Genomic DNA, 24,163 nt, shown 5'->3' on the forward strand with positions numbered 1-24,163 from the left:
CTGCAAAAAAGAGTTTTTTATTCCAAATCAGGCCATTGCCGCAATTAATCCCACACAGCTGATAGACAATGCTTTATTTCTAATGTAAAATATTAATGTATTATTATATTTTTGTTACACTGCTATCAATATTTATTGAGTTATTTCAATATGGAGGCTGGATAATGTCAGTTAAGAGAATTTATGTGGAAAAGCGTCCCGGATTTTTCGATACTCCGGCGCAAAAACTTTGTGCCGATTTAAAAAGTATGTTTACCGTGACAGATTTGAGATTTGTCCGTATTTTTCGTCGGTATGATATAGAAGGAATGACTGACGAAGAATTTAGCAAAGCCAAAAATGTTGTTTTCGCTGATCCCCCTGTCGATGTAATCTATGATGAAAATCTGCCATCCATGAAAAACACACGTATGTTCGCTATGGAATTTCTCCCCGGCCAATTTGACCAGACTGCTGATTCAGCCGCACAATGTGTGCAGCTCATCACCCAAAAAGAACGTCCGCTTGTCCGTACGGCTAAAATTATTGCCCTGGTCGGTAATGTCGATGATGAGACTTTTTATGAAATAAAAAAATACTGCATAAATGAAGTAGAATGCCGTGAAGCTTCTATGGAAAAACCGCAAACACTGTCCATGACTGTACAAAATCCTGCCGATGTGCAGATCATCACTGGTTTTTCCGCAATGTCAAATGAAACAATAAATACCCTTCATGACAAATTAGGTTTAGCAATGAGTTATGAAGATTTTTTGTTTTGCCGCAAGTATTTTACTGAACAAGAACAGCGTGATCCGACTATAACTGAAATACGTGTTATCGATACATATTGGTCTGATCATTGCCGTCATACTACGTTCACTACAGCAATTGACTCAGTCACTATTGAAGATGATGAATATACCGCCGATATAAAGGATTCATATAATCTATACCTTCATGATCGCACTGATTTACACAGGGAAAACCATCCTGTGACTTTGATGGATCTGGCTGTGATTGGTATGAAAAAGCTCAGGCAGATGGGTAAACTTGGTGACCTTGACGTGTCAGAAGAAATCAATGCCTGTAGTATCGTCGTCCCAGCAGTAATCGACGGTAAAAAGGAAAACTGGTTGGTCATGTTTAAAAACGAGACCCACAATCACCCCACGGAAATTGAGCCTTTTGGCGGTGCCGCTACCTGCCTTGGCGGTGCAATCCGCGATCCGCTGTCGGGACGTGCCTATGTCTATCAGGCAATGCGTGTAACCGGTGCCGCCGATCCGCGGCGCAGCCTTGATGAGACTATCGAAGGCAAGCTGCCACAGCGAAAAATCACTCGGGACGCTGCCAGTGGCTATAGTTCCTATGGCAATCAAATAGGTTTGGCAACGGGACAAGTACACGAAGTTTATCACGAAGGTTTTCTTGCCAAACGATTGGAAGTTGGTGCCGTTATTGCCGCTGTACCACAAGAAAATGTCGTGCGTCAGGAACCGCAGCCTGGTGACCAGATAATTCTTGTAGGCGGACGAACCGGACGTGACGGTATAGGCGGAGCTACAGGTTCTTCTAAAGAACATACATTGGAATCATTGGAAACCTGCGGTGCCGAAGTACAAAAAGGTAATCCACCGACAGAACGCAAACTGCAGCGCCTGTTCCGCAAAAAGGAAGTCAGCCGCCTGATAAAACGCTGTAATGATTTTGGTGCCGGCGGCGTAGCTGTTGCAATCGGAGAACTTTCCGACGGCTTATATATAAAATTAGATAACATAAAGAAAAAATATGACGGTCTTGACGGTACTGAACTGGCTATTTCCGAATCACAGGAACGAATGGCAGTAGTAGTCACCGCTGCTGATGCACAAAAATTTATCGACTATGCGGCTGAAGAAAACCTTGAAGCTGCTATCGTCGCGGCAATCACTGCTGACAATCGGCTGCGAATGGTTTGGCGCGGCAAAAACATTGTAAATATCAGCAGAACATTCTTACAGACAAACGGCATCCAGCAACATGTATCTGTCAAGATAAATGCCCCCAATAAATATGACACCTACTTTTCCCAATTGCCCACTCTTGATTATGGAAAAAATTCTGTTGAAAAACTCTGGTTAAGAAATCTCGAAGATATAAATGTCTGTGACCAAAAAGGTCTTGTTGAACAGTTTGATTCTACTATTGGAGCCGGTACTTTACTGATGCCTTACGGCGGCTATACACAACGTACTCCTTCCGAAGGTATGGCTGCAAAGCTGCCGGTAATCGGCGGTAAAACTGATACGGCAACGCTTATGGCTTTCGGTTTCGATCCTTACCTCATGGACTGGAGTCCCTATCATGGTGCTGTTTACTCAGTCATAGCTGCTTTAGCCAAAATCACCGCTATGGGTGGCGATTATACGCTTGCCAGATTGACGTTTCAGGAATATTTCGAAAGCTTGGGAAAAGATGCAGCAAAATGGGGTAAACCATTTGCCGCCTTGCTGGGAGCGCTGCGTGCCCAGCATGAATTTGGCACCGCCGCCATCGGTGGAAAAGATTCCATGTCCGGTACCTTTATGAATATGAATGTACCGCCGTCACTACTAACTTTTGCAGTTTGTCCTACACTGTCCAATAAAGTTGTTTCATCTGAATTTAAACTAGCCGGCAACCGTGTTTATGTATTACCTGCCTTACGCGACAAACACGATCTGCCAATATTTAATAAACTGAAGAAAAATTTTGCTGCGGTTAATAAATTGGCTGAAAACCACAAACTGTTTTCAGCAATGAGTGTAGGTAAGGGCGGTATCGCCGCTACTATAAGCAAAATGTGTCTTGGTGAAAACCTCGGTTTTAAATTTAATGAAAATATATCATATGATATTCCCAAAATGTTTGGCAGTTCTTACGGTACTTTAATAATCGAATTAGCCAATAATGCTGATCTGACCGAATTAGAAAGCACCGGTTTTTATTTGCTCGGCCAGATAATCAATACTCCCACCGTCATCTATGGCAATGTAACAATAAGCATCAATGATATTGCTAAATCTTACGAAAAGCCATTAGAAAAAATTTTCCCCACTCAGATAAAAACGACTGTAAAACGCGATAATGATTTACCCGTACTTGACAATTCCATCGGTTTTGAAGCAGAAAAGCTTTTTACTGATACCAGCCTTAATATTTCACTGTCCGGCAGCCGACGTTACAATAAAGCTGTAAGTATGATATACAAGGCAAAAAAAATTATCAATCGATCTGTTCCTATTGCCAAACCGCAAGTATTTATACCCGTATTCCCCGGTACCAACTGCGAATACGATACTGAGGCTGCTTTCCTTAGAGCAGGAGCCAAAGTACAAACCCTGGTGGTAAAAAATCTGACACCGACAGCCGTTGAAGAATCTGTTCTGGCAATAGAAAAGGCTATCAATACAGCCCAAATAGTGATGCTGCCCGGAGGATTTTCCGGTGGAGATGAACCTGACGGCAGCGGTAAATTCATTGCCGCTACTTTCAGAAATCCCCGCATTGCCGATGCAATAAATAAACTGCTGTATCAGCGTGATGGTTTAATGCTCGGTATTTGCAATGGTTTTCAGGCACTGATAAAGCTGGGACTTTTACCATACGGTGAAATACGCGACTTGAATCTTGATTCACCAACTCTTACTTACAACCAGATTGGCCGTCATGTCTCCAGAATAGTACAAACAAAAGTTGTTTCTGATCTTTCTCCATGGCTCGCCAAAACATCATTGGATGATATTCATACCATGGCTGTTTCTCATGGCGAAGGCCGATTCTTTGCCACTCAGCAGGTAATCAGCGGTTTACGCAAAAAAGGTCAGATTGCAACTCAATATGTCGACCATGAAGGCAATGCTTCTATGGATATCAATTACAATCCTAATGGTTCCATCGATGCAATTGAAGGCATCACCAGCCCTGACGGACGCATTTTTGGTAAAATGGGCCACTCTGAACGTATAACTAACGATTTGGCAATAAATATTCCCGGTGAAAAAAACCAATTATTATTTGAATCCGGTGTTGCTTACTACAGATAATGAAGTCTGTATTGCAAACTATTTCATAGTATAACTAAAATCCCCCCATCAGTACAGGATGGGGGGATTTTAGTTTTTCACATAATTTTATTTTATGATTACGACAGGACATTTGGCATTTTCCACTACATATTGACTGACACTGCCTAGAAGAACACCCTTTACGACACCGAGGCCACGGCTGCCCATTACAATCATATTATTTTTATTTTCTTCAGCAAATTCCAGAATAGTTACTGAGGGAGAGCCTGTTTCTGAAAAAGCCTCTGCCGGAACATCATGTGGGACTTCTGCCAAAGCCTTATCCAAGATAGCATCTCCTGCTTTGGTGACAGCATCCAAAATAGCATCTGACAAGCATGCATTTATTGCCATCTGATTAATATTTGCAATATAAAGAAACTCTAATTTGGCTTTATATGCCTGCGCCAAGGTAATTGCAAAATCAACTGCCTTATTTGAACCCTCGGAACCATCCACCGGGACAAGAATTGTTTTTATGTCATCCATATGAATTCCTCCATTTTCTTCTTGTGCTTCTATAAATAATTATAATATAATTATTACGGATTGTCTATAATTGGCCACGGGAGCCTGCCGCTGCAGGAAAATTTTATTACTGATATTTATTTGCCTGTCCAGCTGCGTTTGTTCACAAAAAACTGCTGAAGGATGCTGCGGCATTCATCTTCTCTCACACCTGCCCTTATCTCAATATCATGATTTAAAGCAGGATGTGTCAACAATGCAAATAATGAATCGACCGCCCCTAGCCGTGAATCGGCAGCCCCATAGACCAATCGCCCAATATTGCTCAGCAATATTGCACCAGCACACATAGGACATGGTTCCAATGTAACATAGAGCGTCATATCATTGAGTCTGCGGCGGTCCAGCACTTTACAAGCTTTTCTTATCACTAAAATTTCGGCATGCGCCGTGGCGTCCCGTGAATGTTCCTGCATATTGTAGCCTGTCGCAACCACATTCCCTTTTTTGTCCGCAATGACAGCACCTACCGGTACTTCATCCGCTGAAAAAGCCAAACGTGCACATTCCAATGCCCGCAGCATCATTTCCGCATCAGGTTTCCCTATCATTCAACTCCACCTTATATGGCATATCTTCTTGTTGGTTACTGGCGTCATGTAAAATTTTTTTGAAAGAGAGCGGCTTCTTTTTTTTATTTTTTCTCAAATCTCTATCATTTACAAATGATTTACCATTCCAATAATTCATTGTTATCTTACTGGTTCCAGTAATTTTTTCAATACGCGGTACCATAAAAAGCCCTCCTTTTTCCAATAAATCATGACGTTCAGTTTTTCCCACTGCTGACTAATGTCTAAGTGTTTATATCGCTCCTATATATTATATCGGCATTATATATGCACAACTAAAGTTCTCTGACGATTTAATAAAAAATTTTTATCCGTTGTTTTTTTTATATCCATGAATAAAATACCACCGGTAATATTACCAGTGGTATTTTTCTCCGCGATTTATTTTAAATGCCCTGTATATTTGTTCAATCAGCAACAGTTTCACCATCTGATGTGTAAAAGTCATCCTGGAAAAACTAATGCAAATGTCGGCCTTTCCCCGTAATTCATCAGATAAACCAAAAGCTCCGCCAATTACGAAAGCCAGATTGCTTTGTCCCTCAAGTGTCACAGTCCGTATCTTCTCTGCCAGCTCCTCAGACGAGAACTGTCTGCCATAAACATCAAGCACAAACAAAAAGTTATTTGCCGGAACTTGTTTCAATAATCTCTGCCCCTCAATGGTAAGAATCTTCTTCTTTTCGGCTAATGAAGGAGTCTCTGGCATTTTCTCTTCACTGATTTCCACTATATCCAACTGTGTAAACGGATGAAGACGTTTTGTAAACTCAGCAATCCCTGCGCGCAGATAACTTTCTTTTATCTTTCCCGCGCTAATTATCGTTATCTTCATTGATTATTTGCCGGCATTTCTTTCAGCTGTGCTGTTACTGTCATTTCACCGCCATTTCTCAATAATACAATTGAGACATTATCAGAGATTTTATGTGCTGCTATGGCATCGCGTAAATCACTGACTGTATTAATTGCCTTATTATCAATTTGTTCAATGATATCGCCACGCTGAATGCCTGCCGCAGCCGCCGGTCCATCTGCCGCCACTTGGGCTACATATACCCCTTTATCGATATTCAGCAAATAGCCATTCTTAGCTGCCGTTTCCTTATCAAAAACTCCTACACCGAGATAAGGACGAGATACATGCCCATTTGCTATTATTTGATCTACAATTGAGCTGACGGTATTTATAGGAATGGCAAATCCCATTCCTTCCACTCCATTAGCCGCAAGTTTAGCACTATTTATACCAATTACCAACCCGTCAGCATTTACCAGCGCACCACCTGAGTTGCCCGGATTAATGGCCGCATCAGTTTGTAGAAGCTTTACTCGTCCCTCACCAATATCCAATGTTCTATTCAAAGCACTTATCACGCCAGCGGTAACACTGCCCTGAAATTCCAGCCCCATCGGATTCCCTATGGCAATAGCCGGTTCGCCTACCATTATATCGTCTGAATTACCAAATTTAGCTGTAGGCAGATCTTTGGCATCCACTTTTACCACAGCAATATCTGTTACAGGATCCGCTCCCACTAATTTCCCCGGCAAAGTACGACCGTCAGAAAGTGATACGGTGATTTCCTTAGCTCCATCAATAACATGATTGTTGGTAACTATATATCCATCACTTTTAAAAATTACACCGGACCCAACGCCTTGGCTGACTTCTACCTGATTATTAAACCAATCACGTGCCACAGCCTTATTGGTTATACCTACTACCGCTGGTCCCACAGCCTTAGCGGCACGGACAATAGGTGTGTTTCTGGCATCAGAAACAGGTCCTGATGCTGTTTGAGCCATCTGTGAAGCTGTACCGGATGATGATGGACTGCCATTTTTTGCCGTTCCCAGTGAACAACCAGCCAATAAAACAATAGCAACAACCAGTATGCCTGCCAAAAAAGAAACCCCATGTGACAAATAAGATTTGTATTTCGGATTTTTTATCATATAACATCATCCTTTCATTACTGACCGTAAACAATATTTATTTTCAAACTCAAGATGATTTTTTGTCTGCCGACATCGTAACTATTTCGTCCTGCTTAGCCATTTTGATATCTATATCTTCTCCTAGCTTAATCCCCTGCTGCCACATGATATCAGTTATCGTTTTTTTAGCAATATCCGGTCGATTGTTTTCTTCGCTCATATGAGCCAAAAAAACATATGAATGCTGTTTTTTCATTCTTACCAAAGCCCACGCGGCATCACTATTAGAAAGATGCCCTTGTTTCCCCATTATGCGCCGCTTTAATGCCAGCGGATAATCACCGTTTTTCAGCATATCAATATCGTGGTTGGCTTCTAATACAAGTACATCCGAGTTGTCGATAGCTTCCTGAACATTACTTGTGACAAATCCCAAATCAGTTGCCACTGTGCATTTTTGCTGTCGCCCTTTTATACTGTAACCTACCGGATCTGCAGCATCATGCGAGATATTAAAAGCCTCCACAACAAGATTACCAATAGCAAATTTTTCCTTTATCGGATGCAGACATTCCAATGGTAGCTTATCAATACAATACATCGATTTAAAAGTAGCTAATCTGGAATAAACAGGCAAACCATACTTTTTACACAATGTCACCAACCCACTCACATGGTCACGATGTTCGTGAGTGACTACAATCCCCTCAATATCGCGGATATCTACGCCGATATCGCTAAGTGAATTAGTTATACGACGGGCACTGATTCCCGCATCCACCAATATAAGTGTATTATTTATTTCTACAAAAATTGAATTACCCTTACTGCCGCTGGCTAAAACAGAAACGTGCACAATTTAAGCCCCACATTCTTTATTATAATTGATTATATTTCAAAGAGATCAGCAAAGCTTAAAAGCAATTCCTGAACTCCAATGATTTTAATTATAACATTAAAAAAGCAGCCGCGGCAATTAAAGATGACAGGAATTCTTCTCCGATATATCAAGACATCTATCTTGATGCAACAAATCATATCAATAAATTATGACAAAAATATGACAATACACTATAAATTTGCACACGAAAATACCGCTTGACAAAATTGCCAAGCGGTATCGCTAAATTTGTATTCCTATATGATTAATTAGGCAACGCAAACATTAACAGCACGCATTTTGCTGCTGTCGCGGCTATCTGGTTCAGCATCGAAAGTTACTTTCTGGCCTTCTTCAAGGGTTTTGTAGCCATCAGCTTTGATAGCAGAGAAATGTACGAATAAATCGCCACTTCCATCATCATTAGTAATGAAACCATAGCCTTTACCAGCGTTAAACCATTTAACTGTTCCTGTCATTATATGAGTCCTCCTGAGAATAAAAATATTATATATTCAATAGAACCAAACAAAAAGCACATGCTCTTGTAAAACATCGAATTAACCAATCAATGACTTACAAGAGCATGTGAGTCCGTTGCCAATCTCTGAATACAGTCTTACTATATCATGCAGTAATCAAATTGTCAAATAAATATTTACTTATTAATATAAGTTTTAATCAATATTTTACATAATTATTGAAATATATTGTATATTGTATTTTTTATTCTCATTAAATTCCAACGACTGCTGCACCTTAATTACGCAAACAATTATGCAAACGTTCAATATTACAGTTATTACAAATCATCCTGTGTTGCCAAAAACCTTCCTATATGTTATCATCGAAATAAGAGCTGCAAATCGCAGCTCTTATTTTGTCTAAAGATTTACGGAGGTAATATGAAACAAACATATTCGTATCAGCAAAAGGCCCTGCAGTTTTTTGCTGTATTGCTGCCTATTTTTATAACACAGCTCTCCATAGTTTCTATCGGTTTTTTTGATACTATAATGTCCGGGCATGCAGGCGAACGTGAATTAGCCGGTGTAGCTATCGCCACTAATTTGTTCTTTCCTTTTTTCAACAGTAGTTTAGGAATTATTTCCGGCCTGACACCGACTATTGCTTACTTATACGGCGCAGGTCAGCATGAAAAAATACGTTTTGTTGTACAGCAGGGAATCTATTGGTCTTTCGGGTTAGCGATATTGTTCATTATCTTAGGTCTGTTGCTGGTAAAGCCACTTGCCCCGCTGCTTGGATTGGAACCGCGCGTCAACTATGTTTTTACTCATTTTTTAGCAATCATTGCCTTTGGTGTCTGTCCTATATTCATAGGCGCTGTACTGCGAAATTTTATAGATGCTCTGGGATTCACCAGATTAACCATGTGCATCACCATATGCACTGTCCCTATAAATATATTTCTCAATTATCTTTTCATTTTCGGTATCGGTGGTTTACCCGCACTGGGCGGCATTGGTGCTGGTGTCGGCACTGCCATCACTTATTATTTAAATTTACTATTTAATATAATCGTAGTTACCTGTATATCTCCCTTTAAAGGTTATCACATATTTCGCAAGCTCCCCACTCCATCATTGAAGGAGTGGCATCACCAATTATCAATCGGTATTCCTATCGGCAGCACTATTTTTTGTGAACAAAGCATCTTTGGTGCCGTCGGTCTTTTAATGACTACTTATGGCACCGTTGTTATCGCTGCCCATCAGTCGGCAATCAACTTCACTACGATGGTATATATGATACCTTTGAGTATCAGTATGGCTCTGACCATACTGGTTGGCTATGAATTAGGCGCAGGTCGTTTCCCTGACGCTAAAAGGTACAGCAGACTGGGACGAATACTTTCCTTGACTTTTGCCGCGACTTTAGCTTCTGTCTTAGTGAACTTCCGCATGGAAATAGCTTCATTATACACCAATGATCCCGCTGTAAAGAGTCTATTGATATCTTTTCTCGTTTATGCCGTCTGTATGCAGCTTACCGATGGTATAAATGCCCCTTTGCAAGGGACTTTGCGGGGCTATAAGGATGTTAAAATCACATTTTATCTTGCTGTCCTTTCATATTGGCTGATTGGCCTGCCGTTCGGTTGGATACTATCCACTTTCTTTAATATGGGACCTTATGGTTACTGGGTCGGACTCATCGCCGGTTTGCTCAGCGGAGCTATTTTGCTAATGCTTCGTCTAAGAATAGTAGAAAAAAACTTTCTGCAGAAAAATTTTGAATAACGGACTTCTAAAGAACTATTTATTCATTTTACCGGTTTTAATATACCATTTTTGTATAGCAGCATCAGATGATACAGATCATTTATCTGTTCTTGTATCTTTTCACCCTCGTCAGTATCGGCGATTGTCGTTTGATAACTTTGCACTTCAATTGATTTGGAAACTGATTCAATATCTTCATTATCCATTATTGCCGCTTTTACATTAGTGAAGTTACGATGTTCTATCAGTCTTAGCCCACGTGAATTGGATACCAGTGTAAATCCCGCGATTCCTGTCTTCTTATGATAAGCCTGACAAAATCCCCCGTCGATTACTATGGCCTTGCCATTTGCCTTAATCGGACTTTCACCGTCTTTCACCTTAATAGGTACATGTCCGTTTATTATATGTCCATGTTTCGCATCAAGACCAAATTCTTCTAATATCTGTCGACAGAACCATTCTTTGTCATAATAATAAAAATAGGCATTTGATTCTTCTTCCCAAAGCGCCTTATCCAAAGTAAATGTCCGTTCAAAGATCTTCATTCTTCGTCCTGATACAGGTGAATTTATACCACACCACAAATACCACATAAAGTCTGTTGCTGCCTGGTTTCTTTCCCCAAAGTACGCTTGACGTATTTTTTGGTCTACACAGTCAAGATATGCACGCCCACTGTAATTTTTTCCATCCAGGCGAATTGTTTTCAATCTGCCTTCCTTATCGACCGGAACACAGCCATGAAATAGTAAATTACCATTATAACATTTATAAAGACTCCCTTTTTGATAAAGGAATTGTATATGACGCCGTAACTGCGAACTTTCTATAAAAGATGAACGCAGATTTTTAATTATAGCACATTCATCTTCAGTCAGGGCAAACGGGTCCTGCGGATCGATAGTCGGAAAATCTTTAATACTGAGTTCATACTTTTTACCATTCAAAACAAAGTATTTATTCTTATAGTCTATTTTATCAAGTAATATTCTCGATTCCATACCAAACTCCGGATTACGTTTAATTAACCGGTATTCTTCCTTGAATAAAATAATGGCTATTGCCTTTTGCGCCGCATCGTTAGGATTATCATCAGGATAAAGTCTTGCCGCAAATAGAAATAACGGACGCACACTTATTGCATAACCTCTTTCTAAGACATCAACATTATTATATCTCAGGGTTATTCGCACAACTTCGGCTATGCAAGTCTCACTGCCGCATGCTGCTCCCATCCACAGCACATCATGATTGCCCCATTGGATGTCCACACTATAGTGTTTCATCAACATATCTAAAATGGCATCCGGGCGCTTACCACGATCAAAGAAATCTCCAACTATGTGAAGCCTGGCAACAGCTAGTCTTTTAATCAATACTGTAAACGCGAAAATAAAATCGTTGCCGCTGCCGATGCTTATAAGGGTATCGAGCATTTTCTGCCGATATATCCTCGGTACATAATCAGCATCAGGCCGGCCGCGCAGTAATTCATCAATTATGTATCCATAGCCTTGTGGGATGGCTGTATTAATTTCCCTTGGCTGGTATTTGTGTGACATAAATTTGGCTAAATCGAGAAGATTCAAAATAGTCTTTTTATAGTATTCAGGAGAAAGCTGTTTATTTTTTTTCATCGCTGCCAATTTTTCTTTAGGATAATAAATAAGTGTGCAAAAATCAGCCATTTCTTCTTCATTCATTTTTTCAGCGAACACTTTTTCAACTTTTTCCTTAATTACTCCTGAGCAATTATTAAGAATGTGAAAAAAAGATTCATATTCACCATGCAAATCACTCATAAAATGTTCTGTAGGTTTTGGCAGGCTTAGTACCCCGTTTAAATGAATAAGTTCCGCATAGACCGATTGACGTGTAGGATATTTTTCTGCCAATAGTTTGAGATATTTGTACTTTTGATCTTGATCATTCATGCTTATTCTCCTATTCAGTTTTCTATTACAATAAAAGCAGTCTAAAACCTTTCTTATTAAACATATCATTTTCCAGCACTGATGTAAATATTAAAGATATATATTGATATTATATATCATATTTTTTACAATATAATATGGTTTCATTTAAAATATAACCAAGTTTATTTTTCTTATATAATAACTAAATCATTGCAAGATACAATCGTTTAATGGTATTAGTAAATGAAATATATAATATTATTTTTTATCTGGCATATAAGTAACGATTAAAATAATACTATATTCATAACGCTTTCACTTATTTCTTTGTTATTGCCTTAAATTGCATAGTGTGTATGCTATAATGATAAATATAAAGTTTTAAAAGGATGGTATCAGATGCTCACACCACGATTAAAAGCTGTGGCCGATTTTGTCCCACTGAATGTTCGCCTTGCCGATATTGGTACTGATCATGCCAATCTGCCGATTTTTCTGATGAATTTACATAAGATCACTGCCGCTATTGCTGTCGACGTTCGTGAAGGTCCTTTTTCCACTGCCCAGTCAGCTGTAACACAGCACAATCTTACCCGGCAGATCGAAGTCCGACTTGGCAGCGGCTTATCTGTCATACATCCTAATGAAGTCGATATAGCAGTCTTTGCCGGCATGGGTGGCACACTTATCACCAATTTATTAAAAGCCTCTTCGGCAACGGTTGCTTCTCTTCACGGCCTTATTTTGCAGCCGCAGCTCGCTGCTGAAAAACTGCGGCGTTATATTTATGAAATTGGCTGGCATATAGAAGCTGAAACATTAGCAAAGGAACAGCACCATATCTATCAAATCATCTATGCCATACCCGGCAGACGAGAAATGCCTGATAGAGTTTCTCTTGAAATAGGTCCGATGTTATTAAGGGAAAGACCGCCCTTATTTTCCCTTCACCTTGATGTATTATTGCACCGCAATAAAAAAATAGCAGCTGAACTGGCAAATTCGCAGCTGCCAAAAAATAAACTTGCCCGCAGAAACTTATTAACCCTGATTAATGATTTGGAGTTGAATAAATATGATAAAATGCCAGGTTATAATGGATGCAATGGAAAAAATAGCTCCTCGCATATTAGCTGAAGAATGGGATAATCCCGGCTTGCTGCTCGGCAGTCCTTCCCAGACAATAAATAAAATCATTATCTGCCTTGACGTCAATTCCCAGGTGGTAGAAAAAGCAATCACCGAAAAATGTGATTTAATAATATCCCATCACCCTTTCATCTTTCATGCCATCAAAAAAATACGGACTGATTTGCCTCAGGGACATTTAATACAAAAACTTCTGCAAAACAATATCGCCGTATTTGCAGCGCATACTAACCTTGATAGTGCACACGGTGGCATCAATGATTTATTATGTGAACTGTGGAACCTGCATGATGTTGCTCCACTTGACATAAGTTTTCAAGAGGAGCTTGTCAAATTAGTTGTATTCGTTCCGGAAGCCCATGCCGAAAAAGTTCGCCTTGCACTTGGCAAGGCTGGTGCCGGTTTCATTGGCAACTATTCCCATTGCAGTTTCGTGAGTGAAGGTACCGGACATTTTTTACCACTTGAAGGCACCCATCCGTTTATCGGTAAAATAGGTAAAATTGCTGCCGTAAAAGAAATAAAAGTAGAAACTATTTTACCATTAAAAATAAAAGACAGGGTAATTAAAGCCATGTTAAAAGCACATCCTTACGAAGAACCAGCTTATGAAATATATCCCCTAAAAACAAACGGCGATATAACCGGACTAGGAAGAATCGGTGAATTACCCGAAGAAACATCTTTTGTCGATTTTGCCGCTGCCGTAAAGGCTAGTCTGCCGGCTAATAACGTTCGTATCGTTAAAGTCAATGATAAAAAAATCAAAAAAGTCGCTTTATGCAGCGGTGCCGGTGCAGAGTTCATCGACAAAGCAAAAATGATGGGCGCTGATGTCTATATTACCGGTGACGTTAAATATCATGAAGCACAGCGGGCTCAAGATTTAGGCATTAATTTAATCGACGGTGGGCACTTTGGAACCGAATACCCAATAGTCAGGGCATTATCTGCCGAGCTTCAAACCCTTGCCCAGGAAAACGACTGGCAAATAAAAATTATTTATGACCAAAATGCCCGTGATCCGTTTGAAACTTTACAATAATTTATGCCACTGGACAATTTTTATGATATAGTATATTATGTTGTTTTGATCATGAAAGAACTTATAAAGGATGATTCGAATTATGCGTATACTGGCAAAAACTTATCAAGTGAGGAGTCTCAACTTTTTCTTATCTGCTTTAATTTTTTATATCTGCTTAATTGTATTTTATATAAATATTGGGGAAGATATGGCTCCAATTAATTATCTGGTATATTTTTTACCGACTATAGCAGCTTTATGTCTTATGCAGTACGCAACAGCTGCCAGCATGTTTTCTCTTGATTATCTGCCGCATCTTATCGTCGGACTGGCATGGTGCATTACCTTCCCGCTGCTGTATTCCTGGACATACCATACAGCATGGTATATTTCGGAAATCCGCATTGACTTTCTCTTTGGTACAGGATTATTCGTTTTGCTCACCACACTTCAGACACTATGCTATTTTCCCCGTCACTACCCCAGAGTCATAGCTGCTGTTTTTGCTATTTTAGATATCCTTTGTTTGTTGATTCCTTTTTTAGAAATTTCATACTATTGTATTTACCAGCATTGCCTCTCACCTGCCTCTTTGATGGCATTATATTTAACCAATCCTCAAGAAGCGATTGATTTCCTGCAGTCAAACGTCACTGTCCCTGCTTTCATCGGGACTGTTGCCGGTGTCTGTTTTTTCTTTTATTTAGCTTATCGGGCAAACAGAGATTATTTAATAAAAGCTCAATCCGTCACATATAGTTTAAAAAAACGTATTATCTTGTCCGTCACGGCAATATTTATGTTTGGTTATTTATTTTTCTTTCTCTTTTCACAGACATCAATAATAACCAATTGGACAGAAGTATCTGATTATGTGCATCAAAATGAACGTTACAGTACTAATTATGTAGAACGATTTAACGATTTAAAGCTGAATAACAGTACTGCCACTTTAGCCCAAACCAATCCGGGTACGGTCATAATGGTCATTGGTGAATCTGCTTCCCGTAACTACATGAAAGCTTATACCCCTGATTTTCCTTATGATGACACCCCCTGGCTGCAGCAGCGTATGCAAGATCCCAATTTTGTCGTATTTCGCAATGTTTATTCGTCATGGGTTCAGACAGTGCAAGTGCTGCAGCGTGCCTTAACAGAACAAAGCCAATATAATAATAAACAGTTCTTTAACTCAACTTCGGTAATAGACGTCGCTAAAAAGGCGGGTTATGATACTTATTGGTTCAGCAATCAAGGCCGTTACGGGCAATACGACAGTGCTATTACGTTGGTTGCCAAAACTGCCGATTATGCTAAATGGACTGATGATTCCTACGTGTTTACCGATAAGTTTGACGATTCCCTGCTTAATTTTTTACCAGAAGTCGACCCCAATAAAAATAACTTTGTTGTTTTACATCTTATGGGAAGCCATATTTATTATAACAATCGTTATCCGGCTGAATTTGAAAAATGGCAGGATGAAGAAGGTAATCCTAATCAAGCCTCTTATGCCAACAGCATACTCTATACCGACTATATCTTATCCCAAATCTATAACTATGCTAAAGAACATCTCCATCTACAAGCAATGATCTATTATTCCGATCACGGTGAAGATATCAATATCTCGCATAATCCTGATGTTTTTCGCTTTGATATGGTTCGAATTCCTATGTTTGTCTATCTGTCGAATGAATATCAAAAATCTTATCCGGTGCAGACTAAAGCACTTAAACACAATGAAAAACAATTTTTTACTAATGATATGGTTTATGATACTGTCTGCGGTATTTTGAATGCACCTTCCAATCGTTATGATGTCGGGCAGGATTTTTCCTCTCCACAATATCGTTTCAATCTGCAGAATCTGACTACTATGTTAGGTGAAAGGAAATTGACTGATGACCCGTATTTAAAATAAAGCTTTTTATATACAGCAAAACAAGACTGTTATACATAAACGACACTGAATTTATAAAAATGCCGTTTATATATGACAGTCTTTTTTATCATATAATATTTTCTTAATGGGGCTGTGACAAAATGAGAAATCATTTTGTCACAGCTCCTTTTTGTATCCATTTTGAAATTTTCACAAGATAAATCCGAAAAAAGAGTATACTTCCCCTTTCCCCATAAGAACTGCAATTTTTCAGCTTATGCAGCTTTTTTGATTCTCAATCTTTTATTGTAATATTTATATAGATTGTAACCGATAGAAACTAGGAAAATCTCTAAACGTACCTGTTCCATGCCTTTTCGAACTATTCTTTTGTACCAGCGGTTGTTTTTCATGATACCAAAAGTACCTTCAGATTGAATGGAGCGATTCATACGAAGAAGCGCTCCTTGAATGCTTTCTAGGTTGTTCACTACTTCTTGATGCATAGAGGTTAGTTCTTGATTAAGACGAATCGTCCTGTTTTTATCCGTCTTTTTACATTCGGCAGCATAAGGACAATCTGTACAATTTTCGCACTGATAAACCTCTTCCTGACGTCCGTATCGATTCCCGTTTACATTTTGTCTGTATTGCAGATGAAATGCTTGTCCAGCCGGACAACGCAGAGTGCCTTCTTCATCAATCTTGAAATTTACTGGGCGAAACGGATTATCTCGATACTTTGCATTCGTGGTTTCTTTCTTGTACATTGTAAATTTCATGTATTTTTCCATACCGTGTTGCTCACAGTAAATATAATTGTTGTATGAACCATACCCTGCATCTGCAACAGGATACTTTGGATAAAATCCGTAGGTATTATGAAATTTCTCCAGTAAAGGAACAAAACAATCCATATCTGAGCGGTATTGATTTACATCAGTTACAGCTATGTACTCATCCGCAATACCAAATTGAACATTGTAGGCTGGCAGAAGCTGGTCGTTGCCCATATAATCTGTCTTAATCCTCATGAATGTAGCGCAATGGTCTGTTTTGGAATAACTGTTCCGGTCTGGACCACAAACTTTTATCTTTTCAACATATTCTTTAAGTTTGGCTGTATATTTCTGAAGACATTCATAATAGCGCTGCTGAGGTGTTTTTCGATGGCCTTTTCCATATACAAATTTTGTTTCATCTATTTCATAGATTTTGGCATACCGATCCGTTATTTCATCCAAATATTCAGGAACGTATTCGGAATTCGTATCAATTTTAATGCCAAAACTAGCAAGATCGTCGTTGATTTCATCGAGTAAAACCGTGACTTTTTCAAAAAGCCTATATCTGGATTTTTCCGTTGCTTTCTTCCATACCCAGCTATATTTATTGGCATTTGCCTCAAATTTGGAACCATCGATATACAGATGGCTTAAATCCACATGATCTTTGGCAAAAATTTTATTGTTGATCTCACTGAACAATTCCTCAACGGATGGTTTGAGCATAGTTTCGATAAAATAACCAAATGTGCGATAAGATGGAGTCTCATGTTCCATGAGATACATAAAGCGAAGATTGACTTTACAGGAATCTTCGAGCTCTCGGAGCGATATATATCCATTTGTCATAAATCCAAATAAGATTGTTTTCAACATGCTGGTTGGGTTGTATCTGATGCGTCCGATAACGTGTTCCGGAACATTTTTCAGGTACTTCTCCAAGTCGATTTCCTCCATAAATCTGTCAAAAACCAGCACAGGATCACAAATATCTAGAAAATCCGAAATGAATAGTGGCAAAAATGCCTGTTTTACTTTAAAATGATTAGGGGTAATGTTTTTCATTCGTACGTAAAATTTTACCACAAAAAGAGGTCCATCGGCTCTTCCGAGCTGACGGACCTCTTTTTTATTTGTCAGGGCGTTATTTCACAGCCCCTCTTGTTTGCATAATAATCAGATTATATAATTAACTCAAGAAACAAAGAACATTATTCCTACAATATTTCTAAACATGCGACCTGATAATATGTAGATTTTATAAGGGAAGTGATTTATATCATCACGAATGAACGTCGTCAAAAATTACTCAAAATACTAAAAACCACTTTTGATGATGCCCCGATAACAATATTCAAGCTGTCTACACTTCTTCAAGTCTCTGCCCGCACTATCCGCTACGATCTGAATTTTCTAAAGGATGATATAACTGCTGAAGGTTTTGTACTCCATAAAAAATCACGCAAGGGCATCTGGCTGGAGCAGCCACTTACAGCCATAAAAACCACAACCGCATCCTCTAATAATGATGACTATATACTAAGTCATAAAGAGCGCTATGACATGATAATTGTAGCCTTATTGGACGAAACTAACGTTGCCATAGATGATTTAGCCAATCATATCAAGGTCAGCAGAAATACTCTGCTATCTGATCTAAAAAATGTACAACAAATTCTCATAAAACGAAACCTGCAATATAATTCTAAACGTGGTTTAGGTATTTGGGCCCAAGGCAAAGAACAAGATGTCAGGGATATGCTGATTCATATCTTTTCCAAATATTTATACGATTTTCGCAAATTCAATGCAAAAAAAGAATATTTTTGGGGGATACAAAAAGTTTTTTGTCAATATACCGCAAAACTCCCTGTACAAAAAACTGCCATACATTTTCTCAGTATTATAAAAGAAAAAAACATTGTGGAAAACGATACTTCTACTAACCGCATGATTTGCGCTTTAATAGTACAAATCAAACGACTGCAGCAAAATCACCTGATCCCCGAGGGGCAGCCTATCGACTTTCTTTCAGATGAAGGTGAACAGTTAAAAGAACTATCCCGCACTATTGCCGATGAAATGAAAATTTATGATTCCCGCATAAATACTCCGACAGAAATTGAGTTTATTATGAAGGAACTCCTTCATAGTCGAATATACTTTCCCAACAAATTGCCTAAACAAATTCTGCCGAACGACTCCAGCTTAAAAGCTATCAGTATGGCTAAAGATTTTATCAAATATGTGCAGGTATGGCTGGGTGATATCTATATGGATGATGATGAGCTCATTTATAATCTGGCAGTTCATTTGCAACCGGCTATCGAGCGGGCCCATTGTGGTATTGTCCTTACAAATCCCCTATTACTGCAGATCAGGACACAATACAGCGATCTTTTCATGATAGCGCGCAGGGCTGCCATGCAATTGGGGAAAAAAATGCACATCAAGCTTTCTGAAGACGAAATAGGATATCTGACCATTCATCTGGGAGCAGCAGTAGAACGGCACAAAATACGACGCACAAAAAAATTATCAGTTTTGTTGGTGTGCGGTAACGGTGTAGGTACGGCCAATCTTTTGTCAAATACTTTGAAAAGCCGTATTCCTTATATTTATATAAAAGAAATACTTTCGTTATACAAGCTGGATGAGCAAAACCTCTCTGACATCGATATCATTATTAGTACCGTGTCGCTGGACATCACCGGCAAAGCTGTTTTACGAGTATCACCGATTCTTACCGAAGCTGAAATAAGTGTCATTGAAGGACAGCTTAATTATTTTTACAACAAAAAAATTACACCAAAACCTGTAAATGCAATATCTTCATCTCAAAAAAATGGTTTGGCATCATTACTTACAAAAAACATGATAGCCCTCGATGTAGCCGTTCCAGATTGGCAAGCAGCGATTCGGGCGGTCGGTGCTCTGTTAGTAAGAGCCGATGCAGTTACTGAAGAATATGTAAACAAAATGGTTCAATGTATCAATGATATAGGCCCGTATATTATAGTATGCCCTGGTGTAGCTATGCCGCACGCCCGCTATGACGACGGTGCGAAAAAAGTCGCTGTAAGTTTTATAAGACTAAAAAAGGCCGTGTATTTTGACGCAGATTGCCAAAAACCTGTAGATTTAATATTTGCCTTTTCAACAATAAATGAAAAAGATCACCTGCACCTGATTACAGATTTATGGAAAGTATTTACAAATAAAAAAATCCTGAAGCAGTTACGAATTGCCAATACTTATCTTGATATTCATCATTTTATTCAAAATTTTCTTAACTAAGGATGTGAAAACATTTGCTAAACGACTTAATCAATGAAAATACCGTAAGAACAAATGTTAATGCAAAAGACTGGGAAGATGCTATAAGAATAGGAGGAAATTTATTAAAAAAATCGGGTATCATAGGACAGGAATACATTGATGCAATGATTCAATCTGTTAAAGACATTGGTCCATATATAGTTTTAGCACCAGGAATAGCCATGCCTCATGCTAATCCCCGATTTGGGGTGAAAGGCCTCGGTATGAGCTTGATAACACTCAATACTCCGGTATACTTTGGCAATAAAGATAATGATCCCGTATCTATAGTCATATGTTTATCGGCAACTAAAAATAACGACCATCTAAAAGAGTTATCCGAATTAGTCAAAGTATTGGGAAATGATTCTAATGTACAGCAAATAAAAAGTGCAACCACCATCAAAGCTATATTAGACATTTTCTCTAATGTCAATTAAATAATTTTATGCAGGAGGTAATAATTATGCTAAAGGTTTTTACAGTGTGTCCTCAGGGACTCGGCAGCAGTATGATAGCCAAAATTCATGTAAGAGCAATATTAGACAAATTAGGTGTAGAAAACGAAGTAGAAACAGCCGGAATCGCCTCAATAGTTGGTGAAAATTTTGATTTAATAATCACCATTGAGGAGCTAAAGGATTCCTTAAAACACATTGATCCACAGAAAATTATTTTTATCACTAATTTTTTTAAAAAAAGTGAAATTGAAAAAAAAGTCGTAGAAAAAGTTGAAGAATTGCGCCAAAGTGGGAGGGATATATGATGACACTTATCAACTTTATAGTTTTTCAGCTGCTTTCGCAACCCGCTATTTTACTTGGTATTGTTGCATTGATAGGTCTGTTACTGCAAAAAAGACCTATCAACCAAATTATAATGGGGACATTAAAAACAATAATCGGTGTTTTAATAATTGGCGGTGGTGCCGGAATAGTCGGTAATTCACTTGCCCCATTAGGCGATATTTTAAATGCCGGTTTAGGAATAAAAGGAATTATTCCCACTAATGAGGCTGTCTTACCATTTGCTATTGCACACTTTGGTTCAATGGGCGCTTTAATAATGGTAGGCGGGTTTATAACAAACATTATATTAGCTAAAATCACCAAATTTAAATTCATATATTTAACTGGTCACATCATGTTATATGTGTCTTTATTTGTTACTGCTATTTATATGTCATTGGCTCACTTAACCGGGATACCTCTTTTTATTGCAGGTTCTATAACAATGGGCATTTATTTTACCTTCATGCCCGCCTTGCTTAATCCATACACACAAAAAATAACTGGCGGTGAAGATTTCACAATTGGGCATACCGGTGACGTAGGCTACTGGTTTTCTGCCTGGTTAGGCAAATACATCGGCAACCCGGAACATAGCGCTGAAAAATTTAAATTACCCAAAAGCTTAGGATTTTTCAGGGATTCAACGGCGAGTATGGCTGTGACAATGGTCATCATATTCTTAGCCGCTGTCCTAATAACCGGTCCGCAATATGTCCAAGAACATATCAGTAAAGATTCTAATCCGTTTATATTTGCCTTTATGCAGGGCTTAACCTTTGCCGGCGGGATAACAATCGTATTGGCCGGGGTACGTATGATGTTATCTGAAATTATACCTGCCTTTTCAGGTATTTCCGATAAATTCATTCCCGGTGCTATTCCCGCCATTGACTGCCCTGCCGTATTTCCCTACGCTCCTACGGCACTTATATTTGGTTTTGTGGCAATGTTCATTGGTATGATTATCGGTATGTTTATTCAATTTGGTACCGGTGCTGCCTACATTATTCTGCCAGGCATCGTCCCCGCATTTTTTGCCGGCGGTACTGCCGGAATATTTGGTAATAGTACCGGCGGTTGGAAGGGAGCCATCGTCGGTCCGTTTATAATTGGTGTAATACTAGCAATAGGAACAGGTTTACTAATACCAAGCACAGGTGCATTAGCCGACACAGGCAGTACATTTGGAGATCCATTCTATGCCACTGTTGGATTAATTTTTGCAAAAATAGTCGCTTTATTTAGTTAATAATGAAAAATTTACACGAAATATATTATTAACAGGAGACAAACATCATGGATATTACCGATTTAACAGAAATGGCCAAGAGGATCCGTCTGGATACTATCAAAGCCATCTATCATGTAAAAACAGGCCATCCAGGCGGAGCTTTATCTATAGCCGATATTTTAGCCGTACTTTATTTTAATGAACTCCATATTAACGTTCAAAATCCCACATGGCCGGATCGTGATAGGTTTATATTGTCCAAAGGACATGGATGCACTTCGCTGTACGCTACTTTAGCTGAGAAAGGTTTTTTTCCAAAAGAACAATTATCAACTCTACGCCAATATGGTTCTATATTGCAGGGACACCCCGACATGAAATCAACACCTGGACTGGATATGTCATCCGGGTCTTTAGGGCAGGGATTATCCATTGGGAATGGAATGGCATTGGCAGCAAAATTGCAGAATAAAAGTTATCGTGTCTATGTATTGTTAGGTGACGGTGAATTAGAAGAAGGGCAGATATGGGAAGCTGCGATGACAGCATCAAAATATCATCTGGACAATCTCATAGCAATAATTGATGCAAATGGTCTGCAAATCAACGGTCCTACTGATGAAGTGATGCAGGTGGAACCCATTGATAAAAAATTTTCTGCCTTCGGCTGGAATACCATAGTTATTGACGGCAACGCTATCCCACAAATATTAACCGCTCTGAAAAAAGTAAAAAGAGTAAAGAACAAACCCTCGGTCATTATTGCAAAGACAATAAAGGGAAAGGGAATCTCATACATGGAAAACAATATCAAATGGCATAGCGGTGTGCCTAACCCGCAGGAATATAAAACAGCCTTACAGGAACTTGGAGGTGAACTATAATGGGGATTGCTATGCGTGAAACATTTGGCCGTACACTGCAATTGATGAAAGATGATCCGCGGCTCGTCGTTTTGGACGCCGATCTTGGTTCTGCCACAAAATCATTAATGTTTAAAAGTGTCTGTCCACAGCGCTATATAGATGTCGGTATTGCCGAACAGGATATGGTTGGTACCGCTGCCGGCCTTTCTGTATGCGGAATGATTCCAATTGTCTCAACCTTCTCTGTATTTTTAGTTGGACGGGCACTGGACCAAATCCGCAATACAATTGCCTATCCAAACCTAAATGTGAAGTTAGCAGGCACTCATGCCGGTGTCAGTGTAGGCTATGATGGCGCTTCTCATGAGGCCGTGGCCGATTTGGCTATAATGAGAGCTCTTCCCAATATGACCGTATTATGTTCATCTGATGCACCTGAAACAGCCGCTATGCTAAAAACGGCTTATAATTATCAGGGACCAGTATATATGCGTATAAGCCGGATTGGTGTCAATGATTACCATGACGAAAATTATAAATTCAAAATTGGTCAAGGTGAAATAATATGTTCGGGAACTGATTGTAGCGTCATAGCCACGGGTATTATGGTACCAGAAGCCATTACAGCAGCAAAATTACTGAAAAAATCCAATATCAGCCTTTGTGTCATCAATATGCCATCTATAAAACCCATTGACCGTAACCTTATTATTCGTGCCGCAAAAGTTACCGGTGCTATCGTCACTGCAGAAGAACACAATATAATCGGCGGACTTGGTTCAGCCGTATCAGAAGTTCTAAGCACAACGGTTCCTGTACCTATGCAGTTTGTCGGTATCAAGGATTGTTATGGGACATCAGGCGATTCCAACGTCTTATTACAAGCTTATCATCTAAAAGCCACTGATATCGCAGCCGCTGTAAAAAAAGCTATTACAATGAAAAACAATATGTAACT

Annotated in this window: 20 protein-coding genes; 11 read left to right on the plus strand and 9 right to left on the minus strand. The window is 39.1% G+C overall.

Translation table 11 applies throughout. From position 1 onward, the window contains the following. The first annotated feature begins 164 nt into the window (after positions 1 to 164). Positions 165 to 4,046 carry a phosphoribosylformylglycinamidine synthase gene (locus F8M42_RS11945; protein WP_182186881.1) on the plus strand — a complete coding sequence of 1,294 codons (3,882 nt, stop codon included), beginning with the start codon at positions 165 to 167 and terminating at the stop codon, positions 4,044 to 4,046. Positions 4,047 to 4,133: 87 nt separating this feature from the next. Here F8M42_RS11945 and F8M42_RS11950 read toward each other — a convergent pair whose 3' ends face one another. The 7 genes from F8M42_RS11950 to F8M42_RS11980 form a co-directional block, all read right to left on the minus strand. Next, positions 4,134 to 4,556 carry a universal stress protein gene (locus tag F8M42_RS11950; RefSeq protein ID WP_182186883.1) on the minus strand — a complete coding sequence of 141 codons (423 nt, stop codon included), beginning with the start codon at positions 4,554 to 4,556 and terminating at the stop codon, positions 4,134 to 4,136. 116 nt (positions 4,557 to 4,672) lie between these two features. Continuing rightward, positions 4,673 to 5,146 carry a tRNA adenosine(34) deaminase TadA gene (gene tadA / locus F8M42_RS11955; protein WP_229711348.1) on the minus strand — a complete coding sequence of 158 codons (474 nt, stop codon included), beginning with the start codon at positions 5,144 to 5,146 and terminating at the stop codon, positions 4,673 to 4,675. Then, positions 5,130 to 5,330, minus strand: a complete 201-nt coding sequence (locus F8M42_RS11960; RefSeq protein ID WP_182186884.1) for a hypothetical protein — start codon at positions 5,328 to 5,330, stop codon at positions 5,130 to 5,132. The genes tadA and F8M42_RS11960 overlap by 17 nt, the downstream gene beginning before the upstream one ends. Before the next feature lie 192 nt (positions 5,331 to 5,522). Further along, on the minus strand, positions 5,523 to 6,002 hold the full coding sequence (rlmH, locus tag F8M42_RS11965) for a 23S rRNA (pseudouridine(1915)-N(3))-methyltransferase RlmH (protein WP_182186886.1): 480 nt from the start codon (positions 6,000 to 6,002) through the stop codon (positions 5,523 to 5,525). Next, positions 5,999 to 7,126 carry a S1C family serine protease gene (locus F8M42_RS11970; protein ID WP_182186888.1) on the minus strand — a complete coding sequence of 376 codons (1,128 nt, stop codon included), beginning with the start codon at positions 7,124 to 7,126 and terminating at the stop codon, positions 5,999 to 6,001. The genes rlmH and F8M42_RS11970 overlap by 4 nt, the downstream gene beginning before the upstream one ends. Before the next feature lie 49 nt (positions 7,127 to 7,175). Next, positions 7,176 to 7,964, minus strand: a complete 789-nt coding sequence (locus tag F8M42_RS11975; protein WP_182186890.1) for an MBL fold metallo-hydrolase — start codon at positions 7,962 to 7,964, stop codon at positions 7,176 to 7,178. A 293-nt stretch (positions 7,965 to 8,257) separates the two neighbouring features. Beyond that, entirely contained in the window at positions 8,258 to 8,467 is a 210-nt protein-coding gene (locus tag F8M42_RS11980; RefSeq protein WP_182186892.1) for a cold-shock protein, read from the minus strand. A gap of 426 nt (positions 8,468 to 8,893) precedes the next feature. On the opposite strand from F8M42_RS11980, the gene F8M42_RS11985 reads away from it, so the two are divergent. Then, complete coding sequence (locus tag F8M42_RS11985) at positions 8,894 to 10,252, plus strand: MATE family efflux transporter (RefSeq protein ID WP_182186894.1); 1,359 nt, start codon at positions 8,894 to 8,896, stop codon at positions 10,250 to 10,252. Positions 10,253 to 10,275: 23 nt separating this feature from the next. On the opposite strand, the gene F8M42_RS11990 is transcribed toward F8M42_RS11985, so the two are convergent. After that, positions 10,276 to 12,171: a fructose-1,6-bisphosphatase gene (locus tag F8M42_RS11990; protein ID WP_182186896.1), complete on the minus strand. Its 1,896-nt coding sequence runs from the start codon at positions 12,169 to 12,171 to the stop codon at positions 10,276 to 10,278. Between the two features lie 381 nt (positions 12,172 to 12,552). Here F8M42_RS11990 and F8M42_RS11995 point away from each other — a divergent pair, with 381 nt between their 5' ends. The 3 genes from F8M42_RS11995 to F8M42_RS12005 all read left to right on the plus strand — a co-directional run bounded on the left by F8M42_RS11995 (position 12,553) and on the right by F8M42_RS12005 (position 16,253). Beyond that, positions 12,553 to 13,290, plus strand: a complete 738-nt coding sequence (locus tag F8M42_RS11995) for a tRNA (adenine(22)-N(1))-methyltransferase (RefSeq protein WP_182186898.1) — start codon at positions 12,553 to 12,555, stop codon at positions 13,288 to 13,290. Next, positions 13,229 to 14,347, plus strand: coding sequence for a Nif3-like dinuclear metal center hexameric protein (locus F8M42_RS12000; RefSeq protein WP_182186906.1), 1,119 nt, complete (start codon positions 13,229 to 13,231; stop codon positions 14,345 to 14,347). The genes F8M42_RS11995 and F8M42_RS12000 overlap by 62 nt, the downstream gene beginning before the upstream one ends. A gap of 190 nt (positions 14,348 to 14,537) precedes the next feature. Beyond that, entirely contained in the window at positions 14,538 to 16,253 is a 1,716-nt protein-coding gene (locus tag F8M42_RS12005) for a phosphoethanolamine transferase (RefSeq protein ID WP_182186908.1), read from the plus strand. Positions 16,254 to 16,489: 236 nt separating this feature from the next. Here F8M42_RS12005 and F8M42_RS12010 read toward each other — a convergent pair whose 3' ends face one another. Further along, entirely contained in the window at positions 16,490 to 18,085 is a 1,596-nt protein-coding gene (locus tag F8M42_RS12010) for a transposase (RefSeq protein WP_229711349.1), read from the minus strand. Positions 18,086 to 18,268: 183 nt separating this feature from the next. Here F8M42_RS12010 and F8M42_RS12015 point away from each other — a divergent pair, with 183 nt between their 5' ends. Genes F8M42_RS12015 through F8M42_RS12040 form a run of 6 tightly spaced genes read left to right on the plus strand, consistent with a single transcriptional unit; the run spans position 18,269 to position 24,161 of the window. Then, on the plus strand, positions 18,269 to 20,296 hold the full coding sequence (locus F8M42_RS12015) for a BglG family transcription antiterminator (RefSeq protein WP_182186910.1): 2,028 nt from the start codon (positions 18,269 to 18,271) through the stop codon (positions 20,294 to 20,296). Positions 20,297 to 20,310: 14 nt separating this feature from the next. Then, positions 20,311 to 20,757 (plus strand): PTS sugar transporter subunit IIA, encoded by a 447-nt coding sequence (locus tag F8M42_RS12020; protein ID WP_182186912.1) that lies wholly within the window; start codon positions 20,311 to 20,313, stop codon positions 20,755 to 20,757. A 26-nt stretch (positions 20,758 to 20,783) separates the two neighbouring features. Next, positions 20,784 to 21,083 (plus strand): PTS sugar transporter subunit IIB, encoded by a 300-nt coding sequence (locus F8M42_RS12025; RefSeq protein WP_182186914.1) that lies wholly within the window; start codon positions 20,784 to 20,786, stop codon positions 21,081 to 21,083. Continuing rightward, positions 21,080 to 22,357 carry a PTS ascorbate transporter subunit IIC gene (locus F8M42_RS12030; protein WP_182186915.1) on the plus strand — a complete coding sequence of 426 codons (1,278 nt, stop codon included), beginning with the start codon at positions 21,080 to 21,082 and terminating at the stop codon, positions 22,355 to 22,357. Before F8M42_RS12025 ends, F8M42_RS12030 begins: the two co-directional genes overlap by 4 nt. A gap of 47 nt (positions 22,358 to 22,404) precedes the next feature. Continuing rightward, positions 22,405 to 23,223 (plus strand): transketolase, encoded by an 819-nt coding sequence (locus F8M42_RS12035; RefSeq protein ID WP_182186917.1) that lies wholly within the window; start codon positions 22,405 to 22,407, stop codon positions 23,221 to 23,223. Next, a complete protein-coding gene (locus F8M42_RS12040; RefSeq protein ID WP_182186919.1) occupies positions 23,223 to 24,161 on the plus strand; it encodes a transketolase family protein in 939 nt (312 codons plus the stop codon). Before F8M42_RS12035 ends, F8M42_RS12040 begins: the two co-directional genes overlap by 1 nt. The last annotated feature ends 2 nt before the right edge of the window (positions 24,162 to 24,163 follow it).

Origin of the sequence: Pectinatus frisingensis, from assembly GCF_014076555.1 — a bacterium.
GTDB classification, from domain to species: domain Bacteria; phylum Bacillota; class Negativicutes; order Selenomonadales; family Selenomonadaceae; genus Pectinatus; species Pectinatus frisingensis.

What these genes read in the sequence shown, in the direction of transcription:
- F8M42_RS11945 (WP_182186881.1), top strand. Translation starts at nt 165, where the DNA reads ATGTCAGTTAAGAGAATTTATGTGGAAAAGCGTCCCGGATTTTTCGAT.
- F8M42_RS11950 (WP_182186883.1), bottom strand. Translation starts at nt 4,556, where the DNA reads ATGGATGACATAAAAACAATTCTTGTCCCGGTGGATGGTTCCGAGGGT.
- tadA (WP_229711348.1), bottom strand. Translation starts at nt 5,146, where the DNA reads ATGATAGGGAAACCTGATGCGGAAATGATGCTGCGGGCATTGGAATGT.
- F8M42_RS11960 (WP_182186884.1), bottom strand. Translation starts at nt 5,330, where the DNA reads ATGGTACCGCGTATTGAAAAAATTACTGGAACCAGTAAGATAACAATG.
- rlmH (WP_182186886.1), bottom strand. Translation starts at nt 6,002, where the DNA reads ATGAAGATAACGATAATTAGCGCGGGAAAGATAAAAGAAAGTTATCTG.
- F8M42_RS11970 (WP_182186888.1), bottom strand. Translation starts at nt 7,126, where the DNA reads ATGATAAAAAATCCGAAATACAAATCTTATTTGTCACATGGGGTTTCT.
- F8M42_RS11980 (WP_182186892.1), bottom strand. Translation starts at nt 8,467, where the DNA reads ATGACAGGAACAGTTAAATGGTTTAACGCTGGTAAAGGCTATGGTTTC.
- F8M42_RS11985 (WP_182186894.1), top strand. Translation starts at nt 8,894, where the DNA reads ATGAAACAAACATATTCGTATCAGCAAAAGGCCCTGCAGTTTTTTGCT.
- F8M42_RS11990 (WP_182186896.1), bottom strand. Translation starts at nt 12,171, where the DNA reads ATGAATGATCAAGATCAAAAGTACAAATATCTCAAACTATTGGCAGAA.
- F8M42_RS11995 (WP_182186898.1), top strand. Translation starts at nt 12,553, where the DNA reads ATGCTCACACCACGATTAAAAGCTGTGGCCGATTTTGTCCCACTGAAT.
- F8M42_RS12000 (WP_182186906.1), top strand. Translation starts at nt 13,229, where the DNA reads ATGATAAAATGCCAGGTTATAATGGATGCAATGGAAAAAATAGCTCCT.
- F8M42_RS12005 (WP_182186908.1), top strand. Translation starts at nt 14,538, where the DNA reads ATGGCTCCAATTAATTATCTGGTATATTTTTTACCGACTATAGCAGCT.
- F8M42_RS12025 (WP_182186914.1), top strand. Translation starts at nt 20,784, where the DNA reads ATGCTAAAGGTTTTTACAGTGTGTCCTCAGGGACTCGGCAGCAGTATG.
- F8M42_RS12030 (WP_182186915.1), top strand. Translation starts at nt 21,080, where the DNA reads ATGATGACACTTATCAACTTTATAGTTTTTCAGCTGCTTTCGCAACCC.
- F8M42_RS12035 (WP_182186917.1), top strand. Translation starts at nt 22,405, where the DNA reads ATGGATATTACCGATTTAACAGAAATGGCCAAGAGGATCCGTCTGGAT.
- F8M42_RS12040 (WP_182186919.1), top strand. Translation starts at nt 23,223, where the DNA reads ATGGGGATTGCTATGCGTGAAACATTTGGCCGTACACTGCAATTGATG.